The sequence below is a fragment of the Psychrobacter sp. CX18 genome, from assembly GCF_057396215.1.
In genome coordinates this window covers 281,392-305,902 of sequence record NZ_JBXYJH010000005.1, presented here as the reverse complement: position 1 = coordinate 305,902, position 24,511 = coordinate 281,392, and the positions used below count along the sequence as shown (strand labels likewise).

Genomic DNA, 24,511 nt, shown 5'->3' with positions numbered 1-24,511 from the left:
ATGATGGCACCTTAAGCATCACCGACAATGGCGATACTATTCAATCAGTGATAGCGACCAAAGCGGACGGTAGTGAAGTAACCATTGACCTAGTTGATGGTAGCTATGTCTTGCCAGAAGGCGAGTACACTGATGTCACTGTCACCACCGTGGACACTGCAGGTAACACAGCGACAGCAAGCACTGGTGCCATTACCGTAGACAGCTCTATTACTGATCCGACGATTAAACTTGCCACTGACTCAGGTACCGATGCAACCGATGGCATTACCAACAGCGGTATCCTAACCATTAATGACAATGGCGACACCATTGACTCAGTGGTTGGTACCTTAGCAGATGGCACGACAGTTAACGCCGTTAAGAACGCAGAAGGTAACTATGTGCTACCAGAAGGCGAATACACTGATGTCACAGTAACTACCAGTGATGCTGCGGGTAATACTGCTACAGCAAATACAGGACCAATCACAGTAGATACCGTAACAGCTGCACCAACCGCTCAGCTTCCTGAAGATGCAACTAACGACACAGGGTCATCTGCTAGCGATAATATCACTAGCAATACTACGCCTGAGATTAGTGGTACTAGTGAAGCGGGTGCCGCAATCTCTGTAGTGATTGGGGATCAAACCTTAACCACAACAGCAGATACTGAGGGTAACTGGACAGTGACACCGACTGCCTTAGCAGATGGCGAATACACCCCAACTATCACCGCAACAGATACTGCAGGTAACGTCGCAACCGCTGAAGGTGAAGTATTTACAGTAGATACCGTAACAGCTGCACCAACCGCTCAGCTTCCTGAAGATGCAACTAACGACACAGGGTCATCTGCTAGCGATAATATCACTAGCAATACTACGCCTGAGATTAATGGTACTAGTGAAGCGGGCGCCGCAATCTCTGTAGTGATTGGGGATCAAACCTTAACCACAACAGCAGATACTGAGGGTAACTGGACAGTGACACCGACTGCCTTAGCAGATGGCGAATACACCCCAACTATCACCGCAACAGATACTGCAGGTAACGTCGCAACCGCTGAAGGTGAAGTATTTACAGTAGATACCGTAACAGCTGCACCAACCGCTCAGCTTCCTGAAGATGCAACTAACGACACAGGGTCATCTGCTAGCGATAATATCACTAGCAATACTACTCCTGAGATTAGTGGTACTAGTGAAGCGGGCGCCGCAATCTCTGTAGTGATTGGGGATCAAACCTTAACCACAACAGCAGATACTGAGGGTAACTGGACAGTGACACCGACTGCCTTAGCAGATGGCGAATACACCCCAACTATCACCGCAACAGATACTGCAGGTAACGTCGCAACCGCTGAAGGTGAAGTATTTACAGTTGACGCGACAGCACCGATTATTACAACAACGACGATTCAGTACAACGAAAATCAAGTTGTAGATGCTCAGTTGGGTACCGTAGTTGCCTCTGATGACAGTGCGATTACGCAATATAGTATTACAGCTGGTAACGATCAGGGTTACTTTGCAATCGATAGTGCTAATGGCAATATCACATTAACTGCAGCTGGTGAAGCAGCAGCCGCTAATGATTTCGAAACGGGCGCTAATTCATTCGACTTAACTATAGAGGTAATAGATGTTGCCGGAAATAAAGGGTCTGAAAAGGTTACTCTTGAAGTACAAGATGTTAATGAAGCACCCGTTATAACTGGTGATCTTAAATCTACTGTGGTTGAGAACTATTCTACCGTAATCAATAAAGAAGATTTATACTTTACCGATCAGGATAGCGCTGACACAGCTGAAAATGTGACATTTACAGTTACTAATCTTACAAAAGGCAATGTAGAAGTTGATGGTGTGGTAGCGACAACCTTTACAGGCGCTGATCTAGACGCAGGCCTTGTAACTTTTGTCCATGATGGATCTGATTCTACTGTTGATAGTACTGCAGGCTTTGATGTCACTGTTGAAGATGGCAACGAAGATAATAGTACGCCAACGGCCAGTACTTTTACACTTGACGTAACACCATTAGCAGAAGTTACCAATATTTCGATCACAGATAATGTGGATGATCTGATTGATGGTGCAGAGTCAGCTGACGGCAACGAAAACACTATCGTCAATATTAAGAGTAGTATATTTGGGTCTGACTATTTATACGAAGGGCTTGTTTCAGACGCTGATGATGCCACAACTGATAATTTAAACGGTTTAACAAATGATGTCACACCAACTATCACTATAACTTTAGATAATCCTTTAGTAGAAGATTATCAAGTCCTAAAATTGGAACGTTATATCCAAGTTGATGGTGAGTTTGTTCTTGATGCTGTGGTTGCTGACGCGGATCTGGTGAAAGATACTGATACTCAATATACGTTTAGTACTGAAAGCCTACCTGTAGGTCAACCCGATGCTGTATATCAATATAAAGCAACGATTGATAATATTACAGGTGGTACTTTAGCTTCATCAGATCAATCTAGTCAATCAGCGGATATGACGCTTGATACCCTAGTAGAGATGCCGGTTGTAACAGGTTATGATTCTGGAACCGGTATTATTAATGGTATATATACTGAAGAAGGAGCCATATTTGTTAAAGACGCTAATGGCAATGCTGTAGGTAATGCTGCCGTGGTAAATCCTGATGGAACATGGACTTTGCAATTAACCCCAGAGCAGCAAGCGGCCTTTGAAAGCAAAAATGATGTTGATAACTATGGTGTTGGACTACAATCCACGCCAACAGGCAATTTCGATGAGTTTTTACCATTAGGATTTATGGACAAAGCGGGTAATGTGTATGGCAAAGATATAGAGCTTTATCACTTTGATACCAGCTCTGGAGAAGGCATTGGGTCATTAAACCCCCGTGATCGCCCATTGACAGGTTTAAACTTTAGAGATGGTGGAATGGTTGATACCAATGGAGATGGCACGCCAAATTACAACACGGTATTTAGTGATGCGTCACAGGTAATAATAGTTGATGGCAATATATCTACTATAGGCACTACCAAAACGGACTATTTTACTGTCGATACAGGAGGCGGGGATGATGTTATGAACGTTATTGGGAATATAAGCTTGAATGTGGATATTCGAATGGGTGACGGAAATGACACCTTCGTTGGTGAAAAACTCTCTGGTGCTGGTTCAGCAGATAAAACAGTCGTTGACTTGGGAGAGGGCGATAACAAAGTTATCTTGGGTAATAATGGTCCGATTTACTCATTATATTCTGCAACTATAGTTGCAGGAGATGGTAACAATCTTATCGATATTGATAGAATGATAAACAGTTCAATCATTAAATTAGGGAATGGTAACAATGAGTTGAATGCAGGGGATGATATCTTTAACGGTACTAAAATCACTACTGGTTCTGGTGATGATACCCTTACTATATTAGGTACTCCTGGTCAGACTAATGATAAAGATATTTCAGGTTCTGAGGTTAATTTGGGAGCGGGTAATAATAAAATTGAACTACAAGACGGTGGTATTCAGTCAAATTCAGTTATCACTACACTTGGTGGAAATGATACCATTATTGCACAAGAGTTTACCGGTGGTAGTAAGATAAATGTTGGTAACGGTAATAATATTATCGAAGTCACTAGTTTTACTGGAGATGATACCGTTTTAATCGCGGGTGACGGTGTAGATACCATTACCATCTCTGATGTCTTTGGTCAAAGCTCTACGAACCAGTCTATATTCTTAGGCGGTGGCAACGATACAATTTCTATAGGTAACATTAATAGTTTAGGTGTTGATAACCGTGTGATTGATGGCGGTGAAGGTACCGATAAGCTTATTATCACAGGCAGTGATCAAGATGGCGCTGCTAATGATTTAGTCACTCATAATATTGAAGTCATTGAGTTTGAAGGTGCTAATAATAGCTATAATTTAAATGCTAGTAATGGCGACTTCAAGTTTGGAGCCAACAATAAGACCTATATCAATGCCAATAACTCAACTACTGAAATTGATTTAGAAGGTGCAGGTTTTAGTACAGGTGGTACACAAACGACGCAAGATGCTTTGGGTAATACACATACTTATGATCTGTATGTCTACAATAATGCTGGGGTTACTGGAACCTTATACATTGAAGACACTATTAACGTTATCTAATCTAGGATATAGACTAGTCAAGTAAAATTTAAAACGTCCTCTTCATGAGGGCGTTTTTTGTTATAAAAGGAATATTTTCAACCCTGTATAATAATGAACAACAAAAATTAATACTAGATACTTGAGACTTTGATTATCCTATCAATCATATATCTCAAAAAACAGGGAATATCTTAAAAAAATGGAAGTCTAAAATGAGCGAATGATCCTCTCGTAAGCAAAACCTAACACCTTATATGATGATTTACACGCTAAAAGACTTTTAATGATTAAATAAGTAATTCAACTCAATAAAAAAAAGGTGATCTATGCAACATTTTTATCCTCTCTATTTAGCCAATCAAGCCCATGAAGGTGCCAATGAGCTAGAAGTTATCAATAAATTCAGTCAAGAAACGGTTGCAGAAGTTGCACGTGCAGATAGCGAGCTGCTGGAGCAAGCAATACAAGCGGGTATTAAAGCCATACCTGCGATGCAGGCTCTCAAGCCTTATCAAAAACAGCGAATTCTGCAAGACTGCGTTGCTAAATTTAAAGAGCGCTTTGATGAGTTTACCGAAGCTTTGGTTGCTGAAGGCGGTAAGCCAAAAAGCGCTGCTGAAGCGGAAGTCAATCGCTTAATTAGTACCTTCCAGCTTGCAGCGGATGCCGTCACTACGTTAGCAGAAGGAGAGGTAATACCCCTAGATGTCACTGAAGCCAGCGCGGGCTATCGAGGTTTTAGTAAACGCGTACCGATAGGTCTATGTGGTTTTATTTCCCCCTTTAACTTCCCCTTAAACTTAGTGGCGCACAAGATTGCGCCAGCGATTGCAGCAGGGTGTCCGTTTATTTTAAAGCCTGCAAGCTTTACGCCAATTAGTGCGTTATTGATTGCAGAAGTATTGGCTCAGACAGAGTTACCCGAAGGCGCATTTTCAATATTGCCCATGTCATCGAAAATTGCAGATGTTTTAGTGACAGACGAACGAATCAAGCTTTTATCATTTACGGGCTCTGATAAAGTAGGTTGGGATATGAAAGCACGTGCTGGTAAGAAGAAAGTGGTCTTAGAGCTTGGTGGCAATGCAGCTGTCTTAGTGGAGCCTGATGCTGATCTAGATACGGCGCTGCCCCGTATTATTACAGGCGGTTTTACTCAGGCAGGGCAAGTCTGTATCAGCGTACAGCGGGTACTGATTCACCGTGATATTTATGATGAGGTCAAAGATAAGCTGGTTGAATTGGCGAAGCAGGTTAAAACTGGAGATCCTAGTCAGGGAGAGGTGCTTATTGGACCGATGATAGATAAAGGGGAGCTTGAGCGATTACAAGATTGGATTAACAAGGCGGTCGATCACGGTGCTACATTGCTCTGCGGAGGAGGTAGTGAGAGCTTGGTGATGGATGCTACTATATTAGAGAACGTTAGTCATGATTGTCAGCTTTATAAAGATGAGGCCTTTGGTCCCGTTATGATATTGGAAGCCTATGACAGTTTTGATAAAGGTGTTGAGCTTGCTAATGATAGTCGATTTGGCTTACAAGTCGGGGTTTATACTTCTAATATTAATAAAGCCATGCAAGCTTGGGATTGTATCGAAGCAGGTGGCGTCATTATCAATGACATTCCAACTTTCCGTGTCGATAATATGCCTTATGGCGGTGTAAAAGACTCAGGTTTTGGGCGTGAAGGGGTTAAGTATGCAATTGAGGATATGAGTGAGTTGCGGCTTATGGTGATTAAAGACTAAAGTTTAATCCACTTTTTATTAGTGATTATTTGAGGTGATAGAGGGCTTGTGTTGTAGTATCAAGAAGGCTACATTACAGCCCTCTTAAGATCTTTAAAATTTAAATGTGCATTTAATGATTTAACTTAAGATTGAGAACATCCCATATATCTTCTTTATTTTCGATGATATCTTCTAAGGTATAGGTGTCCATAACCTGTAAAAAGGCCTGTTTTGCTTCAAAGTAAACATGCTTGAGTTTGCATACAGGTGTTATTACGCATTCAATTTTAGCCTTTTTAGTATCCTGACTATCCTGCTGACTATCCTGCTGAATATCCTGCTGAATATCCTGAAAGTCAGGTAGGTTATTTGCTGAGTTATTCTTATCTCTATCGTCTTTATTGTTTGTATGGTGTGTTATATTAGAGTCGGTGAAGCAAGAGGCAATATTAAAGTCAGGTTCGGTCTGACGCATAACTTCTCCTAATTTTATCAGTTTAGGATCTTTAGCCAGTCGTATTCCGCCATTCTTACCCCGCATACTTTCTATGTAACCTATTTGTGCTAATTTATGAATAACTTTGGTCAGATGACTTCTCGAGATTTTATATATATTTGAAATCTCACTAATAGTCGCTAATGTATTACGGTTAGAATCAAGAGCTAAATACATCAGTGTTCTTAGAGCATAATCGCTATAGTCGGTAAGGCGCATAAGTTCCCCTATTGAATTAAAATATAAAAAGCTTTTATAAAAATAAACTATGTCATTCTTTCATCAGACCATTTTCTAATTATTAAATTTGAGATATTGACCATTATTATCCTAGAGTGTTAACTATCATATTTGTTAATAGCTACGATGCTATATTTTATTACTGCTAATAAATCTTGTTATCTCTCATACGTAGCTATTTTGAAAAAAATATAAATACTACCTCACTCTTAACTCTTAATTCTTACATCTTTACTTTTAGCAAGGCTGCGTTATTAGCCCAGGATTTTGATTAAAGGTTTTGATTTGCTGGACTAAAAAGCACCGCCTACGATGAATTTTAATAAGTTGAAACAAGGTAAATACTATAAATTTTAATCAGTCTACCTTTAGTTTGTGTATCACTATTTAGTCTATGTCGTAGTCTATGATTCTTAATGTATAACAATAGGCTATGGTAGAACCATCGATTTGATATAAAATGCCATTTTAAAAATAATATATCCACATAACTTATTGATTTAAATGTTATTTATCACTGTTTGTAATACTATTTAACCCTTAAAAGTAATACAATGTCAACATTGTTAAGGTTTTTTTAATTACTAATGGGTACGTAACTCATTATACGTACCAAAATTTTAAAGAAATAATTAAAAGGTGGATTCTAAATTAATAAACATAAACCGATATATCACGACTAACTAAATTGATGAGTTTGCTAAGGGTATGTCATAACATTTAAAGTAACGATAGACTGAAACTTTAAGGGGTGGATAACCTTGATTTGTTTATTGGGTGAGAGTAGAGAGGTTTTTGAATGAGAATAGGTGTTTCTAAATGAATTTAACTGACGAAGAGTTGCTACGTTACTCACGCCAAATATTGCTTGAAAATTGGGATATTGATGCGCAGCTACGCTTAAAGTCAAGCAAGGTAGTGATTTTAGGGGCGGGTGGATTAGGATGTCCGGTTTCAGAAACTTTAGCACGTGCAGGTGTTGGTGCCATCCATATTATCGATAATGATGTGATTGAAGCGAGCAACTTACAGCGTCAAACCTTATTCACAGATAAGGATGTCGGTCAAAACAAGGCAGAAACGGCGTATTCCGCTTTAAAAAAAATCAATCCGTTTGTTGAGGTAAGTTTTAGTGCAAAGCGCTTAGATTATACGAACGCTGAGGAATTATTACTTATTGATCACTCAAAACAGTCAGGCCCTTTTTTACTGTTAGATTGTACGGACAACTTTGCGACTCGTGAGCTGTTCAATAAAATGAGTGTGCGTCACCGCCTGCCATTGCTATCAGCTTCCGCCATCGGTATGACAGGCCAACTTGCCTTATATGAGCCTGCTCAGCAAAGTGGATGTTATCATTGCATTTTCGGCACTACTATTTCAGATAGTCAAGGTTCACATTCTACAGGTTCAGCTACAGGTTTAGAATCCTCCAATGACACTCAAAACTGCACTAATTCTGGGGTTTTGGCCAGTACCACGACAGTGATGGGTAACTTACAAGCCAATGCGGCGCTACAATACTTAGGGCTAAGTCATAACCCATTAGCCGGGCAATTACTCATTTGGAACGGACGTAATATGACTCAGCAAAAAATACGCTATCGGCAAGATAAGCAGTGTCCAGTCTGTGGTATCAATAAATAATGTTAGAAATCAATATAGTGCTTCACCAAGGGACTAAGATCGATATCAACACCGAGGTTGACTAGATTCCAATACTGTCCAGAGATGGTACGGTCTAACATCATAGTTGTCGCAGAAGGTTGGAATTGCTTAAAATACTTTAATCCTTGTTTGGCTTGAGCGATAGCCACATGATGAACCTGACTGTCTGCAAAATTAAACGATCCGCTATGATAAGGTTCAATCGATAAGGGTTTGAGTCCAATTTGCAACCACTCTTGATAGAATGAACCGGGTATCAATACATCATCTGTGCGTCTTATATCTAAAGCGATAAGATCTTGCTCTAATGCGGTCACATCCCCTTTTAAAGCGTGCCTAGCAAACCGTCTAAACAATTCTACTTCAGCATTACTATAAGTACGAATGCCACCAAAATCATAGGCGATAACACTGCCATCTTGCCGAAACGCAAAATTGCCGGGATGGGGGTCACAATGCATACGGTATAGCTCAAATATCTGACCGGCACTAAATTTAAACAGTCGAGTAGCAATCTTCTGTTTAATCTCATTGTCCCAAGTAGAGGCGACGCTTAATGGCTCGCCTAGCTCTTCTGTTAAGGTCAAAATTCGGCGGGTAGAATGGCTTTTTATGACTTTAGGAATAATTAAACCGTCATCATCGGCATGGAATGCGCCAAATATAGCCAGGTTCTGTGCTTCTTTAATATAGTTTAGTTCATCTTTTAAGCTATCACGGATCTCGTTAAATATCTGATCCTGTAGCTCACGGCTCATGCTTAATACACCCGTCATCTTTAGTGCTAACCGTACCTGTTTTAAGTCGCTGTCGCAATTTTTATCCACATCTGGATATTGCACTTTTACGACGACATGTTGGCCACTGGGTAGTATGGCTTTATGGACTTGACCGATAGAGGCTGCTGCAAAATGGTTGTGTTCAAAGTGGTCAAAAGCGTCGTCAATAGGTTTGCCAAGCTCACGTTCGACTTGGGATTTAATGACGGAATAAGGCATGGCTGGGGCATCGTTTTGTAGTTTTTCTAAGGCTGCGGCGACCTCTGGTGGAAAGACCTCTTTGTATTGAGACGCAATTTGTCCAACTTTCATTACCGCCCCTTTCATTTCACCTAGGGTGTCTGCTATCTGAATTCCAACATCTTGCAGCATTTGTGAACGGGCTTCTGCACGTTTAGTTTCATCACTCGATAAGTTCTTAAATGAGTTTTTAGCCGCCTTACCAGCAATACTTGCTGTCATGCTCGCCAGTTTCATAAAACGTTTGCCGGATGATGCCATAATAAATAATGCCTTAGCTTTAAAGGGAATGTCTTAAAAGGGAATGTCTTAAAGAGTAAAAACAGCTCAGTTTACTCACTATAATGTTCAAGAAAATAACTTAAAGCCATATCATAACCAAGATGCCCCAAACCACAAATGACACCGACCGCTTTATCACTAAAATAAGAATGAGCTCTAAAATCCTCTCGATTATGTATATTGGATAGATGTACTTCGATGAAGGGTTTTTTAATACCGAGGAGGGCATCGCGCAGAGCAACAGAGGTATGGGTAAAAGCCGCAGGGTTGATAATTACGGCATCGACCAAGTCTTCACTATCCCCGAGTAGACCATGATGTTGAATAGCATCTATTAGCTCGCCTTCATGATTGGATTGTACGCAAACTAGCTCGATACCTTTAGCCTTAGCTGTGGATAGCAAACGCCTTTCTATATCATGCAATGTGGTTGAACCATAGAGTTCTGGCTCACGAACCCCTAATAGATTTAAGTTAGGGCCATTGACTAATAATAATCGACGGTGCAAACCATTTATCGAGTCTGTGGAATTTTTTGAAGAAGATTGTGTGTCAAGCGCTTTAGGGATAAAGCTTTTGGCAGTAGACTGTTCGGTTATGTCTGTCATAATGAACTCGATTAATATAGTTTTTTTAAGAATAGAAATAGTTTTTTGAAAAAAATAAACAGTAGAATGGTCGATAATATTATACTGCTAAACTCGATATTTATAGTGTTTAATTATCAGTATATAGTGCCAAAAGGTTAAAATGATAATAATTGATCACACAATTTAGCTCTCTAGTATGAAAGTTGTGTTAAAACACTTTGTGTTAATTATTAGTCATGCTATGATTAGTTTTAGATAACAAACATGTCTGTAGTGTAACTAAGAGGCTTTTATCTTAGAATTTATATTTTAATTATAGCACTCTACCTCTGTTTTGTTGTTAAGTGGCCTTTTGCCACTCTATTATACCCAGTATTCGCATTACAGCCTTTAGCTTGGATGCTTTGATGGGTCAACTTGAAGTTTCGTAAATTTAGTTTTTTAGGAAGTAAATTATGTCAGCTCGTGAGCAAGGTACTGTTAAGTGGTTTAATGATGCAAAAGGCTTTGGTTTTATTCAACGTGAAAGTGGCGAAGATATCTTTGTTCACTTCCGTGCTATTCAAGGTGACGGCTATCGCTCGTTACAGGATGGCCAAAAAGTTGAATTTATTGTTACTGAAGGTGAAAAAGGCTTACAAGCTGAAGAAGTTACTAAAGTAGACGAATAAATTTAACGAATAAGCTTACACTAAAAAAGCTTACAAAGTTATCGTTTTAACGAACGTTATAACGTTTTTATGACGGCTTTAGTTGTATAGTATTAAATTATTATACATCTTTATACGTATGACCAGTTTAGACAAGACTAGGTTATAGGGAGCTTTTGTTCTTCGCGTTAAGCTTTTTACTCTAAGGCTTTAAGGTTGATATAAAAGTGACGGCAAAGGCCCGTTAGGTGTATCTGTAAAACCAATATGTTAAATCTGTCAGCATAACAAATGTGCTGGTTTAGATTTAGCATATTGGTTTTTGTCGTTTATAAAAGGTTTTATTGGTTTAGGTCCGATTCATTAAGGTACAATTTATTTAGGTTCAATTTATTTAGGTTCAATTCATTTAGGTCATTTAGGTCATTTAGGTTCAATATTTTAAAATAACCCTTTTTGAAGTCTAACTAGTCTAAAATGGTTATCATTTTACAAATAAAGATATAGATATAGATATAGACCTTAGCACTCATTAAGATAGAAATAGGACGTTTTATGGATAGCTTTATTACATTTAGTGATTTGCCACTAAGCAAAAGTACCTTATTATCCATCAATGATTTGGGCTTTACTGAGTTGACGCCTATTCAAGCCAAGATATTACCCAATACGTTGGCGGGGCAAGATGCTATTGGTCAGGCACAAACCGGTACGGGTAAGACAGCTACCTTTTTAATCACTATCATAGAAGCCCTATTAAACAGACCCTTTGCCGCTGATGAGGCACGCTATCTAGGAGAGCCAAGAGCTTTGATATTAGCGCCAACACGTGAGCTTGCAAACCAGATATTTGATGATGCTATTGCCCTAACCAAGCATACTGATTTGCACAGCGTCTGCATCATGGGCGGGGTTGATTATGACCAACAAACCTCTGCTTTGGAGTTGGCATTCACCGATATTTTGATTGCGACCCCAGGACGCCTTATAGATTTGATACACAAGGGTCATGTATTTTTAGATCGTATAGAAGCCTTTGTGCTAGATGAGGCAGATCGGATGCTGGATATGGGGTTTATCCCTGATATTAAACGAATTATACGTTATATGCCGCCAAATACCGACAGACAAAGCTTGTTATTCTCGGCCACATTTAATCAAGATGTGATGAATTTAGCGTATAAATGGTTACTTAATCCCGTATTTGTAGAAATTGAACCGGAACACAAAACCAGCGATTTGGTTGAGCAGCATTTCTATTTATTGACGGAGAAAGATAAGTTTAATGCGCTTAACCGTATCTTAGACGCAGCAGAGACCAAAAAAGTGATTGTCTTTGCCAATCGAAAAGATCAAGTTAAGCGGCTCTACAACCGGTTAGGTGCCGAGCACAACGTGGTCATGCTATCTGGTGATGTCGATCAATCAAAGCGCGAACGCTATCTAGATAAGTTTAAAAATGGTAACGCGAAAGTTTTGGTAGCGACAGATGTGGCGGGGCGGGGCATTCATGTGGACGATATCAGTCATGTGGTGAACTATACGCTACCAGATCAGCCTGATGATTACGTCCACCGAATAGGACGTACAGGGCGGGCCGGTCAAACAGGTATCAGCATCAGCTTTGTGAGCGAAGATGATGCCTTTAACTTGCCAGCCTTAGAAGCACATTTAAATACTAAATTAAAACTTGAGCAGTTAGACTAACATTTTAACTCAGGTTTGAGTTTCCAAGAGTTAGGGTACAAATATAGGTTCTTAGATTTAGGGTACAAGTACAGGTTAATGAGTCTCATGAGACATAGGTTGATGCTCATTGTGCTCCATGTCTGTTAATGCCTCTCCATTGGTATGATGTCTGCTATCCATATCACGCCTGCTGTGCGCGTCATGCTTGTTGTGTGCGTCAGGCATATTATTCATATCAGGTGAGTGAGCAGGTGCTGAGGTATTTTCACTGTGAGCTTGATGAGTGGTGTGCCCAGCATGACCCCCTAAATGATTCATCGCAAGTGGAACAAAGATAACGGCAAGACCCGATATCATCATAATAATTCCATTTAATTGGCGCAATCTAAAACGTCCAATTTGTTTATGCAACCAGCCTACTGTTTCGTGTGTGGCAACTAGCATTGGCACAGTGCCCAAGCCAAAAACGAACATGAGTAAGGCACCAGTGACGACATGATTGCCAACGGCTGCCATTAATAAAGCGCCGTACACCAACCCACAAGGTAAAAATCCCCATAACAGCCCTGCCGCAAGTGCACGCGGAAAAGTAGTGATTGGAAATACTTTTTTTCGCAAAGGCGCCAGTCGTCGCCAAACACCCATTCCCACTTTTTCAAGTTTATTTAAAAAGGGAAGCCCGATCATATTAAGACCGATAAAGACCAAAACCGCCCCTAAAAGAATTCTAGGAAGATGGTTACCCGTCATCAAAGGTGCAAGCACTGTCGTGCCAATCAATGCTGCTATCACACCTAATAAGGAATAGCTTACTAAACGCCCAAAATGATAAGTCGCTATTAGCAACCGCTTCTTAGCGGGGCTTACCTCTTGCATGGAGAAACCAAAAGCAGTTACTAAACCACCACACATACCCAGACAATGCGGTGAACCAAAAAAACCCATCGCTAAGGCAGCGAGAAGAAGCGGTGTTATCATAAATTATGTTCACTAAATAAAGTCAATAATATCAACAAACAAGTATTTGGATAATAGCGTGATAAAGTCTTAAGATAAGCCCTAAGAGGTCTACTTTGGGTCTGTTGCATATTCAAATGTGGAACTGGCGGAGGCTGTTTTTTACGCAATATGCAGGGAAATTTTTGACGCTTAGTCATTCTAAGTTAAAAAATTTCGCAATATATTGACAAAAAACAGCCCTGCCCCTGAGAGCGGATTAAGCAAAGCACTGCTTTGCCCGTTTGCAAGGCGAGAGCTGTGCTCGAGAGAGGGCTGATGCTAAAATTGCCCCAAACGTTGTTATAAACCTAGCTAAGGTCTAGACATTATCGTCGGTTTACGCCTAGTTTGGAACAATTTTAGCTATCAGCAGTCCTAATATTTGAATGTTCAACAGACCCCATTATCAGAGCCTACATTGTGATTCATCTTAGATTTGGATGTCTCTGTAGACACATTAGACGTTTTCTTTAAAGCCTCACGGCGTTCTTGACGATCATCCAATATTACCCGTTGTGATTCATTGTCTAAATCCTCAAACTGATTAGATTTTACCGCATAGCGAACGGCCCAAATACCAATGACAAATAGCATTAAACTTAGCGGAATCAGTAAATACATACTGGTCATAACCAGGCTCCTCTTTCAATAGAATTGGCTAGCATGACCTTCCTAATCCTTTAAGGATATTTAAGGGAGTGTCATTAAACGTTATATTATACTCTTTTTGGCAGGTTATTGCCCTGATGTCGTTGGTGATAGTTCTCTTCAACTGTCCGCTGGCTTGCGACTGCGTAATAAGGTATCGAAACTAACCTCTTTGGCATTTCGGCAATTTTGCTGGGGGGCAAAGACGTCTCGGGTATAAGCGAGAATCTCATATAGCGCGCGTCGTGAGTGCTGGGCATTATTTTTTGGACTTAGCCAACTTTTTTGCATAGGTAAGGGGGCTGGTATTGGCGTGGTATGAATATGATTCAATGCAAATTGTCGCCGAGTTCGGGTCATATGATAAGCGTCTGTAATCAGATAGACATCAGATAAGTTTAAGCGTTTTGCAGTAAATCGGGCGTTTTCACACGTATTCATACTGGCATTTTCAGTAATGACATCGTCAATACCATAGCTGTATAACCAGTCTCGCATCCAAGCAGACTCAACACCTGTGAGCACGATAGGAAGAGGCGTGCGTTTATAATGTCTGATTACAGTAATCATTCTATTCAGACTATACTTATTCAAAACAATATTATTAGCCGCCAGACTATTATTTACTTGTTCAGCAATAATACTTTGCTCGTCACTGTTTTCGGTATGCTGGCTCTCCCTTTGGGAATTAGGCTTATGGTCTAGTGCTGTCTGGGTATGATCCGACTTCAATGTATTATCAGATGAGATACTGTCCGTTGAAGAAGGCTTAGAGTTATAGGTATGGTCAGCTTCAGTAAGTCCACCACCTAGAACGACATAAGCGGTAGGCTTATGCTCCGTTCTTAGGTTGAGAACAAGCTTAGAATAGGGGTGTGGGGTTTCTATCTTAGATTTATCAGTGACATTGTCCACAAAGGAGACAGGATAGTGGGTAACTTCTGGTATCGGTAGATGGTTGAGCACCCAAAGTCCAACGAATGAAAACACAGGGGTAAAAAAGCTGACCACCATAAGAAGTAATAGCATTAAAATTATGAGAATGCTTTTTATCACTCCTTTATAAAAGCTTTTTAAAAACGGCGTCATTATTTTCACATTAAACTCAGATTAGACTACCTAATACGGATAGTCAGTTATATATAAACGCACCCAACAGTCTTTCTTACCCGATTTAGCGATCTTACCTCCATACCTCGTAATAGTCTATGGGTCTTGTAATCTGTCTACCTAGCTTAACACATAGTTGGCTGAGCTATTTAACCACACTGGCTCTCGTTCCAAGGTAATTGAAAACGTGTCAAAGACAGTGTTTTGAATAAGCTGTTGCGTCGCTAAGATGTCTTGTTGAGTAGCAGGGGTGGTAATATGCAATGGACTATGATTGACTAACACTAAGGCCTGTTTAGCATGGGTCAAAATAGGGGCGACCCCTTTACCCTTAAGTCCTGCTGTATCAATTAGCCATCCTGCAGCGACTTTGGTATGTTGATCATCTACTTTATAGCCAACTATATTAGGGTGCTTTTGTTGCAGGCTCAAAAATTGTTCTGTGTCTATGATAGGATTTTTAAAGAAACTTCCACAGTTAGGCAATTGTTTAGGGTCTGGGAGCTTTGATTGACGAATCTCTATGATTGCTTGCATGACTTCAACTGGTGTTATATTGGCAGAGTCGTCATCGTCTGTCAAAGTTTGAGCCAGTTTAGCAACGTCCCCATAGTTAGCATTAATCTTAGTCGGGTCTTTATGTAGCTTGAATCCGACTCTAGTAATAAACCACTGACCCGCTTCACGCTTAAATTTACTGTCTCGATAATCAAACTCACATTCGGCGTTAGTAAAATGATGCCAACGTTGGCTCGGTAAGTGAAAGGCTTTAACATAGGTCAAACAGTCTTCAAGCTGCACGCCATACGCCCCAATATTCTGAACCGGAGAGGCGCCAACCAGTCCTGGAATTAACGCCAGATTTTCAAGACCATACCAGCCTTTATTTACCGTGGTGGTGACCAGTTTATGCCAGTTTTCACCGCCCATGACTTCTATATCCACCCCATCATCGTCCTCATTTAACACGGTTAGCCCTTTGAAGACTGGCCGAATAACGCTGGCATGTAGCTGGTGTGGCAGTATGACATTACTACCCCCTGACAGTACAAAAATAGGGTCACCTTTATCCATCAATGTCGCCACTACCGGTGCAACCTCTGACTCTGAATGTAGCGTAACTAAGGTATCAGCGGTGCATTCAAGCTGCATCGTATTCTGCTCGATTAAACTTGCCTCATTTAAAAATGTTAAGGAAGTGAATAATGAGGGGGTAGGTTCATCTTGCTCATTATCATTCAAGCGGATTTGCTTGGAAGTACCTAACGTCTGGTCATCAGGTTGCAAGGCACTAGAGGCTAGATTGGGTGTACTCATAGGGGTCAAAAGGCCATTTATATCGATTGAATAAATTGAATGATAGGGGGGAAGTATCAGTAAACCACTAAACTGCTAAAACATTAGACATGTCGATGAAGGATTTAACGTCGCGATACTCAAGTATGCTTAGTACTCATGAAGTAGCAGGTGATGTTTTAAACAGTCCAGTGATCTATCCAAGCATCTACTGAGGACTCAAGGCGCTCGATAACCTCCTCAAAGCCATCTTTATCCCCATAATAAGGGTCTGGGACGTCTTGCTTAAAGTAGCGGGTATCGATCTCACTTATTAAGGCAAGTTGAGCTAAATCATCTGGATTTGACTGCTTTGATACAGACTCTTTTATGACGTTCAAATCTTTTAAATTTTTAGCGTCCATCGCTAAAATAAGATCAAAATCTAAAAAATCTTGTTCACTAACTTGACGAGCGGTCAGTTTACTAATGTTATAACCATGTCGCTTAGCACGGGTTTGAGCACGAGGATCGGGATGCTTGCCAATGTGCCAGTCTCCGGTACCCGCAGAGTCAATCTTCATCGTAAGACCAGCAATAGCAGTGCGCTGTCGCATGATACCTTCAGCGGTGGGCGAGCGACATATATTTCCAAGGCAAACTAACAATACAGATTTAGGTATAGAATCTGACTTCGGCATAACATAACCTATCATCATAAATAAAGGAGTAAGAAAAGGTAGTCAAAAAGGGGTAATTGCCCTTTTTAAGTTGAGTTCCTTATTCTAACAATCTTAAGCTTGAAACGATAGCGTCAAATTCTTCAATATTCAGATCAGTTTAAATGATCTCAATCGTGACTTATGAATGAGTCCTATACCATTCCTAATCTGATTGATATTTAAAACGTTGCAGTTCTCGGCGTTGTTTTTTATTAGGTTTGGTATCTGGGCGGGCAAGGTTGGCTAGTTTGCGCTGCTGGGCAAAGTATTCACGCTGCTTAATACTTTCCTCTGTTTCTTCATAGAGGGTTTGGGCAATTGTGGCATTGCCGCGCTGCGTCGATAGATCTTTTACGACGATGGTTTTCTCAGTCATGGCAGTGGCAGAGCCTTGACGAATGGTCAACTCATCACCGACACTAATCTCTTTGCTGGTTTTAACCCGGCTGCCAGCGAAGTGAACCTTCCCACCTTCAATGGCTTGTTTGGCTAGATTTCTAGTGCGAAAAAATCGAGCGGCCCATAGCCATTTGTCCAAACGAACTTTAGAGGGGGAAGTCGTATCGGATTTTTTTACCATAGTTACTCACCTTAATAAATGATGACATGTCTGATAAGTATGAGAGTGGGTTTGATCATCCAGCGCTACTTTAAAATACTAGGGATTGGATACATTTGTCTCACCCTCTAGCTCAGGGGCTCCTTCTATTTCATATTGAATGGGGACAATCACTGTACCTGCAATGGCTTTACCGTTTTTTTCAAAGGGATTGAGCTTAGCAACGCGCATCTGACGGATCATAAGTTGATCTAGTCTTTGATCACCACTACTTTTAACAATACTAATGCTATCAATCTCGCCTTGTTTGTTAACCAAAAGTTTTAAAGACAGGGTATAAGTGCCAGTTTTAAGTCTAGAATAAATATGTGAAGGAAGCCTAAAGTGCGGCATCACTCTCCATGACGCAGCATTATCGAAATCTTGTAAATAGTATTCCTCATCCTGCTCTTCGGTCATAATGCGAGTTTCAGAATTATCTATTAGCTCGGCATGCGCAGAGGTCACAGTACTGACTACAACTGTGAATAACCCTATTGACAACCCTATTGCCGCTAGATATTTAGATAGGGATAATCTTGTTCCATTTTGAAAAGTCATAGGCAATCTCTTCTATATTTGAGTTAATAACTATGATGATAAGTTATTTTAAAAATAATTGATAGCCAATGTTGTCAGTAATAGGGGTGCACTCATAACCAATGTCTTTTAGAGTGTCCTGAACCGCACGTGAGCTTGAGTCAGTGGCATGAATACCAACCAATACTCGGCCATCAGCAGCCCCATGATTACGATAATGGAATAAAGTAATGTTGTAGTCTGACCCTAATTTCTCTAAAAAGTTGAGCAATGCGCCAGGACGTTCTGGGAAACTTACCTTAAATAATTGTTCATTTTCAAGACCTGTATGACCACCAATGAGATATCGAATATGCGACTTAGCAATATCATCATCGGTCAGATCATGGGCATTATATCCAGATTCAGCCAAAGAGTTGGCGATGACATGTCGCTCTTTATCCCCTTCTTTAAGGGCAATACCCACAAATATCGAAGCAGGCTCTAACGAGTCTGGCGATGTTTTACTACGCGCTCTATAGTTAAATTCCGTAATATTGCGACCTTTTAAATCACGGCAAAACTCTAAAAATGCACCGATACGCTCTGGGATAGTAACCGCAAAGATGGCTTCTTTTTTCTCACCAATTTCAGTACGTTCGGCAATATAGCGCAATCGATCGAAGTTCATATTGGCGCCTGAGACGATGGCGACACAGTTTTTATGAGTCAGCTCTTTTTCGGTTAAATACTTCTTTAAGCCTGCCAGCGCTAATGCCCCTGACGGTTCGATAATACTTCGATTTTCTTCAAATACATCTTTGACCGCAGCACAAACCTCATCGTTAGAGCAAGTGACGACCTCTTGTTCTACTAACTTTCCTGAGTTATCACTTTTTAAAAGATTCATTACCTCAAAGGGCAGCTCTCCAATTTGCGCCACGGCTGTTCCATCAACAAATAAGCTTACTTGGGGCAACTTGACACGCTCGTTAGCCTCTATGGCTGCTTTTAAACTGGCAGCACCCTCTGGCTCTACGGCTATGATCTTAACGTGGGGTGCCACATCTCCTAAAAAGGCGGCAACACCCGCTATTAACCCACCGCCACCTACGGGTACAAAAACATAATCAACATCACGCCATTGTTGATTTATTTCAAGCCCTATAGTGCCTTGCCCTGCAATGACCAGTTCATCATCATAAGGCGGAATATAAGTTAGTCCTTCATTTTTAGAGCGTTCAATAGCGTATTGGTTAGTAATATCAAAACTGTCACCATATAAGTCGACAATTCCTCCTAATGCTTTTACGGCTTGTATTTTTATCTCAGGGGTTGTGGTGGGCATGACGATGATGCTATTTAGACCAAGTTTACTGGCAGAAAAAGCAACGCCTTGAGCATGATTACCCGCTGACGCACAAATAACGCCGCGCGCTTTTTGTTCATCAGACAACTGACTAATTCGGTTATAAGCCCCACGTAATTTAAAGGAAAAAACAGGTTGTAAATCTTCGCGCTTGAGACGAATATCGCTATTGAAACGGGCTGACAACTTAGGTGCAAAGTCAAGAGGTGTCTGTATGGCAGTATCATATACGGTAGCTTGTAGAATATTACGAACCCATTTCGAAAGCATAGATTATCCTATAAAGTTTTAATGAATGGTTTTTTCAACTGTTTTGTTCAGGTATTTAAGAAATTAAGTAGTGAAAGATTCAAATGTTGAAAGATTATAATGTTAGCTGTTTAGCGTATGCTGTTTTTTTTGTTACTGCAAGTTTTAGATATTAAATTATTGATGATAATAGGTTATTGCATTGATAACTTTTATTATTACAATAACTTTTAAAGCATTGGCGTGTGTCACAGAGCCTAGTATTTAGTCTAGTTTTTAGTTCGAAAATAGACCAAAACTCGGGCTAGATTTGTTATGATTAGCACTTAAAGTTTAAGTCAAATTCAAGCCAAGTTAGCGTTACATATTAATGAATAATAAGGGCATTTATGAGTCAGCAGCTTCAGCTAAAACAACACGTTGCCAAAGCGGCATTACGTTACATTGATGATGGTATGATATTGGGTGTGGGAACGGGCAGTACCGTCAATTGCTTGATTGAGCTGTTGCCTCAAGTCAGACTTAAAGGAGCCGTTGCCAGCTCAAAAGTGACTCAGGATAAGCTTGAAGCGCTCGGTATTGATGTTATGGATCTTAACTTTGTCGGTGAGCCTGATTTATATATAGATGGCGCAGATGAGGTTAATCCAAATCTGCAGCTTATCAAAGGGGGTGGCGGCGCTTTAACACGTGAAAAGATTGTCGCCGCGGCCTCCAAACAGTTTTTATGCTTAGTGGATGAAAGTAAGTGGGTGACACAGCTGGGTCGTGAGTTTCCTGTACCCATTGAAGTGCTTCCTCAAGCACGTTCTTACGTCGCTCGCGAATTGGTGAAGCTTGGTGGAGAGCCCGTGTATCGGGAGGGTTTTGTCACCGATTATGGTAACTTGATTTTAGATACTTATCACTTAGACATCGCAAGCGCCAGTGAGATGGAGCAGACCTTGAATAATATCGTTGGGGTGGTGTGTAATGGTATCTTTGCAGCGCAACAAGCAGATACGTTATTAATAGCAAGATCTAGCGGTGTAGAGACATTACAGCGTTAGTGTTTTAATCTTATTTTAGTTATTTCTATGGCCTTATTAAAGGCTATAATAAGTAGTGTTAGTAAAATGAATGCCATTAAGCATTAAGAGTAGTAAACCTTAAGATTTATCATTAAATCATCATTTATCAAACGACAAGGAAGTCATTACTATGCCACATATTAATATCAATAACGCTCAGATATATTATGAAGACAGCGCGCCCAAGGATAATAGTAAACCGGTCATGGTTTTTGCACACGGACTACTTTGGGGTACGCCGTTATACGATCATCAAGTGGCTTATTTTTCAAAAGATTATCGCTGTATCGCCTTTGATTTTAGAGGGCAGGGCAAGTCTGAAATAACCAAATCCGGCTATGATATGGACAGCTTAGCCGATGATGCCATCGCCCTATTAAAGTCACTGAACATTCGCAAATGTCACTTCATTGGATTATCCATGGGGGGCTATGTGGCTCAGCGTGTTGCTCTAAAGTCACCTGAATTGCTAAGTTCTCTGATATTGCTTGATACCTCAGCAGACGCTGAAGATCCTGAAAAACTGGTTCAATACAAAAAACTTCTTAAAGCAATAAAGTGGATAGGTCTCAAAAGACTAACCAAAAAAATATTACCGATTATGTTTGGTAAAACGGTGTTGAAGGACAAAACCCGTCGAGATGAGTTGAATGAATGGGTTGCCTATCTTCAGAAAAATAATAAGAAAGGTGCCATTCTAGCAACACGAGGGGTGATTGAGCGCGATGAGGTGTTAAGTAAAATTGGTCAGATTTCCATACCAACACTAATAATGGTAGGCGATGAAGATGTAGCAACACCATATCCTAAGGCGCAGCGGTTACATTTTGCTATTAAAGGCTCTAAGCTTGCTATCATTCAGGGCTCTGGACATACCACAACGGTCGAGGCACCCGATCAGGTTAATAAAAATATAGAGTGGTTTTTAAGCTTGCAAACGTCTTAGCCTAAGTAAGGCAGTAAAGAGTCACTATTTTAATGGGTGAACTTTTAATTAAAAAGCTGAAAAGTCACCCTTTGAATGTGTAAAGTTCAAAAATAAAAAAAGCTGAGAAGTTATCATATACTCAGCTTTTTTATGGCATTTAAAAAATATTATAGAACTCAAACATACATTAGCTGAGTTTGATTTTATCTTTAAGTAAGAACTCCATCAGTGCTTTTTGGGCATGCAGTCGATTTTCTGCTTCATCCCAAACAACTGAACGAGGGTCATCTAACATATCATGAGAGATCTCCTCACCACGATGTGCAGGCAAGCAGTGCATAAATAACACTTCTGGATCAGCTTTATCAAGCATAGAAGGCGACACTTGATAGGGCGCAAAACGGCGTGCACGTGTGCTTTGTTCGCTTTCTTGGCCCATGCTGGCCCATACATCTGTGACAATTAAATGCGCATCTTTGGCAGCATCTTGTACATCATCTACCAGACTGACACAGTGCTTAAACTTCTCAAGCAAATCAGGATCGGGCTCAAACCCATAAGGCGCCGCTACTCTTAACTCGAAGCCAAATTGATTGGCTGCTGTCATAAATGATGAACACATATTATTGCCATCACCGACCCAAGTGACGATTTTGTCTTTAATACTGCCCCGATGTTCATAATACGTCTGCATATCCGCTAGAAGCTGGCAAGGGTGAAAGTCATCCGTCAATGCATTAATGATAGGGACAGAGGAGTATTCAGCAAATTTCTCAATCTTTTCATGCTCAAAGGTTCGTATCATGACGATATCAACCATACTTGATATCACGCGAGAGGAGTCTTCAATAGGCTCACCACGGCCAAGCTGTGTATCTTTTGGCGATAAGAAAATGGCATGTCCACCGAATTGACCCATACCTGTTTCAAATGATATGCGCGTGCGTGTGGATGACTTCTCAAAAATCATTCCAAGCGTACGTCCAATAAATGGCTGGTAGACTTCGCCGGCGTGTTGCATTTTTCTAAGCTCACTTGCCCGCTTAATTAAAGCTTCAAGCTCGGCTGGTGACAAATCAAGGAGAGTTAAAAAATGTCGCACACTCATGAGAATCTCTTTAAATAATTATGAATAACAATCTATTAGGGCAATACACTGCAAATAAAAGCAAACCTGTAAACTGTCAGTATAGCGAAATTTTGACTGATGTGAAAACACTTACACTGTTTTTAGACAGTTGACGGTAAAACGAAAACACTTAATAAGACACTAAATAGCATGTCTATTAGGTCGCTGAGTCATTCTGCATAAAAGCTCATATCCTAAAGTGTTTGCTGAAAGGGCAACCTCATCGACACTAGGCACACCAAAAGTAGCGTCTCCCCATAAGGTAACATTATCCCCCACTCTTGGATGAGGGATATCTGTTAGATCGACAGTAATCATATCCATAGCAACTCTGCCAATGACAGGACACTTATAGGTAGTATGCGGGTTTATTTGGTTCAAGTCGGCTGTAGCATCTGATGTATTAATTGACTCAGAGTGTACACTAACCCAAGCTGTACTATCGACCACCCTTGGATAGCCATCCCCATATCCGATACTAACAACCCCTTTTACCAAAGGTCGATCGGCGACATAGCGGCTACCATATCCAATAGGGGTACCGGCCGATATATTATGTATTGTCATAATACAAGCCTCAAACGTCATCACGGGTTTTAAGTGCAGGCTTTCAGCTGTGATATTGTCCAAAGGTGAGCTGCCATATAGCATAATGCCGGGACGCACCCAATCAAAGTGACATTCAGGGTAGTTAATGAAGCCTGCAGAATTACACAGTGATGCTTGAATGGAGGGATCAACGTTAACTTGAAGCTGCTTTAAGGACGCTTTAAATATATTAATTTGTTCAGCATTTGACGGATGGGAGGGGACGTCTGCATTGGCGAAATGACTGGTTAAAATCAGTTTGTATCCAGCGTTTACCAAACGCTGAGCCACCTCAATCAGTTGTGCAGGCTCAAACCCTAGACGATTCATACCCGTGTTGACTTTTAGCCATAGTGTACGACTTGCAGAATCACCCTCAGGGATGTGATTGACAGCCCACTGGACTTGCTGTAGATCGTGAATCACACTCTGACAGTGCGCCGCAATCGCTTCAACCCATTCACTTTCGCTAAATACACCTTCAATGAGCACCAAGGTTTTTTCCCAGCCTAACTGACGAATACGTAGCGCCTCACTGAAGCAGGCCACGCCTAGCCCATCAGCTTGTTCAAGAGCCGGTATACATGCCTCAATACCATGACCATACGCATTAGCCTTGACCATTGCCAATACTTTGGTTGACCCAGAGAGGGCGTTTTTAACCTGAGTGAGGTTATGGGTTAGGGCGTTACGATCAATGGTGATGGAAGCTTTACGCATAGTGATTACTTACTCAATTGCTATAGACGATAAGGCTATTATTGGTATTAATTTGACATTCATGCTATTAATTAGGATTGGCTCAAGGGAGTTCAC

The 24,511-nt window shown here is 40.6% G+C and carries 20 protein-coding genes; 7 read left to right on the top strand and 13 right to left on the bottom strand.

Annotated elements, in window-relative coordinates; genetic code table 11:
* Together AC2SLT_RS06485 and AC2SLT_RS06480 are read left to right on the top strand one after the other, a co-directional pair.
* The coding region (locus AC2SLT_RS06485) for a beta strand repeat-containing protein (protein ID WP_486546814.1) at positions 1-4,142 on the top strand (4,142 nt) is incomplete at its 5' end.
* A 308-nt stretch (positions 4,143-4,450) separates the two neighbouring features.
* The gene (locus AC2SLT_RS06480) at positions 4,451-5,875 is read left to right on the top strand and encodes an aldehyde dehydrogenase family protein (RefSeq protein ID WP_486546813.1); all 1,425 of its coding nucleotides are present in this window, start codon (positions 4,451-4,453) and stop codon (positions 5,873-5,875) included.
* A gap of 112 nt (positions 5,876-5,987) precedes the next feature.
* Here the strand turns inward: AC2SLT_RS06480 and AC2SLT_RS06475 are convergent, their stop codons facing one another.
* The gene (locus tag AC2SLT_RS06475) at positions 5,988-6,572 is read right to left on the bottom strand and encodes an Rrf2 family transcriptional regulator (protein WP_486546812.1); all 585 of its coding nucleotides are present in this window, start codon (positions 6,570-6,572) and stop codon (positions 5,988-5,990) included.
* A gap of 840 nt (positions 6,573-7,412) precedes the next feature.
* On the opposite strand from AC2SLT_RS06475, the gene AC2SLT_RS06470 reads away from it, so the two are divergent.
* Complete coding sequence (locus AC2SLT_RS06470; RefSeq protein WP_486546811.1) at positions 7,413-8,240, top strand: HesA/MoeB/ThiF family protein; 828 nt, start codon at positions 7,413-7,415, stop codon at positions 8,238-8,240.
* Positions 8,241-8,242: 2 nt separating this feature from the next.
* Here the strand turns inward: AC2SLT_RS06470 and AC2SLT_RS06465 are convergent, their stop codons facing one another.
* Positions 8,243-9,541: an AarF/UbiB family protein gene (locus AC2SLT_RS06465; RefSeq protein WP_486546810.1), complete on the bottom strand. Its 1,299-nt coding sequence runs from the start codon at positions 9,539-9,541 to the stop codon at positions 8,243-8,245.
* A 71-nt stretch (positions 9,542-9,612) separates the two neighbouring features.
* The gene (gene aroQ / locus AC2SLT_RS06460) at positions 9,613-10,170 is read right to left on the bottom strand and encodes a type II 3-dehydroquinate dehydratase (protein WP_486546809.1); all 558 of its coding nucleotides are present in this window, start codon (positions 10,168-10,170) and stop codon (positions 9,613-9,615) included.
* 437 nt (positions 10,171-10,607) lie between these two features.
* Here aroQ and AC2SLT_RS06455 point away from each other — a divergent pair, with 437 nt between their 5' ends.
* Entirely contained in the window at positions 10,608-10,823 is a 216-nt protein-coding gene (locus tag AC2SLT_RS06455) for a cold-shock protein (RefSeq protein WP_486546808.1), read from the top strand.
* Between the two features lie 534 nt (positions 10,824-11,357).
* On the top strand, positions 11,358-12,509 hold the full coding sequence (locus tag AC2SLT_RS06450; protein ID WP_486546807.1) for a DEAD/DEAH box helicase: 1,152 nt from the start codon (positions 11,358-11,360) through the stop codon (positions 12,507-12,509).
* A 75-nt stretch (positions 12,510-12,584) separates the two neighbouring features.
* Here the strand turns inward: AC2SLT_RS06450 and AC2SLT_RS06445 are convergent, their stop codons facing one another.
* The 8 genes from AC2SLT_RS06445 to ilvA form a co-directional block, all read right to left on the bottom strand.
* Positions 12,585-13,469: a sulfite exporter TauE/SafE family protein gene (locus AC2SLT_RS06445; RefSeq protein ID WP_486546806.1), complete on the bottom strand. Its 885-nt coding sequence runs from the start codon at positions 13,467-13,469 to the stop codon at positions 12,585-12,587.
* 411 nt (positions 13,470-13,880) lie between these two features.
* Entirely contained in the window at positions 13,881-14,120 is a 240-nt protein-coding gene (ccoS, locus tag AC2SLT_RS06440; protein WP_486546805.1) for a cbb3-type cytochrome oxidase assembly protein CcoS, read from the bottom strand.
* A gap of 138 nt (positions 14,121-14,258) precedes the next feature.
* Entirely contained in the window at positions 14,259-15,167 is a 909-nt protein-coding gene (locus AC2SLT_RS06435) for a YdcF family protein (protein ID WP_486546804.1), read from the bottom strand.
* Between the two features lie 201 nt (positions 15,168-15,368).
* On the bottom strand, positions 15,369-16,565 hold the full coding sequence (gene murB, locus AC2SLT_RS06430; RefSeq protein WP_486546803.1) for a UDP-N-acetylmuramate dehydrogenase: 1,197 nt from the start codon (positions 16,563-16,565) through the stop codon (positions 15,369-15,371).
* Between the two features lie 158 nt (positions 16,566-16,723).
* Positions 16,724-17,224: a low molecular weight protein-tyrosine-phosphatase gene (locus AC2SLT_RS06425; RefSeq protein WP_486546802.1), complete on the bottom strand. Its 501-nt coding sequence runs from the start codon at positions 17,222-17,224 to the stop codon at positions 16,724-16,726.
* Between the two features lie 184 nt (positions 17,225-17,408).
* Positions 17,409-17,825 carry an RNA-binding S4 domain-containing protein gene (locus AC2SLT_RS06420; protein WP_486546801.1) on the bottom strand — a complete coding sequence of 139 codons (417 nt, stop codon included), beginning with the start codon at positions 17,823-17,825 and terminating at the stop codon, positions 17,409-17,411.
* Positions 17,826-17,903: 78 nt separating this feature from the next.
* Positions 17,904-18,404 (bottom strand): energy transducer TonB, encoded by a 501-nt coding sequence (locus AC2SLT_RS06415; RefSeq protein WP_486546800.1) that lies wholly within the window; start codon positions 18,402-18,404, stop codon positions 17,904-17,906.
* Between the two features lie 43 nt (positions 18,405-18,447).
* Entirely contained in the window at positions 18,448-20,001 is a 1,554-nt protein-coding gene (gene ilvA, locus AC2SLT_RS06410) for a threonine ammonia-lyase, biosynthetic (RefSeq protein ID WP_486546799.1), read from the bottom strand.
* Between the two features lie 368 nt (positions 20,002-20,369).
* On the opposite strand from ilvA, the gene rpiA reads away from it, so the two are divergent.
* Both rpiA and AC2SLT_RS06400 read left to right on the top strand, forming a co-directional pair.
* On the top strand, positions 20,370-21,029 hold the full coding sequence (rpiA, locus tag AC2SLT_RS06405; protein ID WP_486546798.1) for a ribose-5-phosphate isomerase RpiA: 660 nt from the start codon (positions 20,370-20,372) through the stop codon (positions 21,027-21,029).
* A 151-nt stretch (positions 21,030-21,180) separates the two neighbouring features.
* Complete coding sequence (locus AC2SLT_RS06400; protein WP_486546797.1) at positions 21,181-21,996, top strand: alpha/beta fold hydrolase; 816 nt, start codon at positions 21,181-21,183, stop codon at positions 21,994-21,996.
* Positions 21,997-22,165: 169 nt separating this feature from the next.
* Here the strand turns inward: AC2SLT_RS06400 and argF are convergent, their stop codons facing one another.
* Positions 22,166-23,086 carry an ornithine carbamoyltransferase gene (gene argF / locus AC2SLT_RS06395; protein ID WP_486546796.1) on the bottom strand — a complete coding sequence of 307 codons (921 nt, stop codon included), beginning with the start codon at positions 23,084-23,086 and terminating at the stop codon, positions 22,166-22,168.
* Between the two features lie 162 nt (positions 23,087-23,248).
* Complete coding sequence (alr, locus tag AC2SLT_RS06390) at positions 23,249-24,415, bottom strand: alanine racemase (RefSeq protein ID WP_486546795.1); 1,167 nt, start codon at positions 24,413-24,415, stop codon at positions 23,249-23,251.
* Positions 24,416-24,511: the final 96 nt, after the last annotated feature.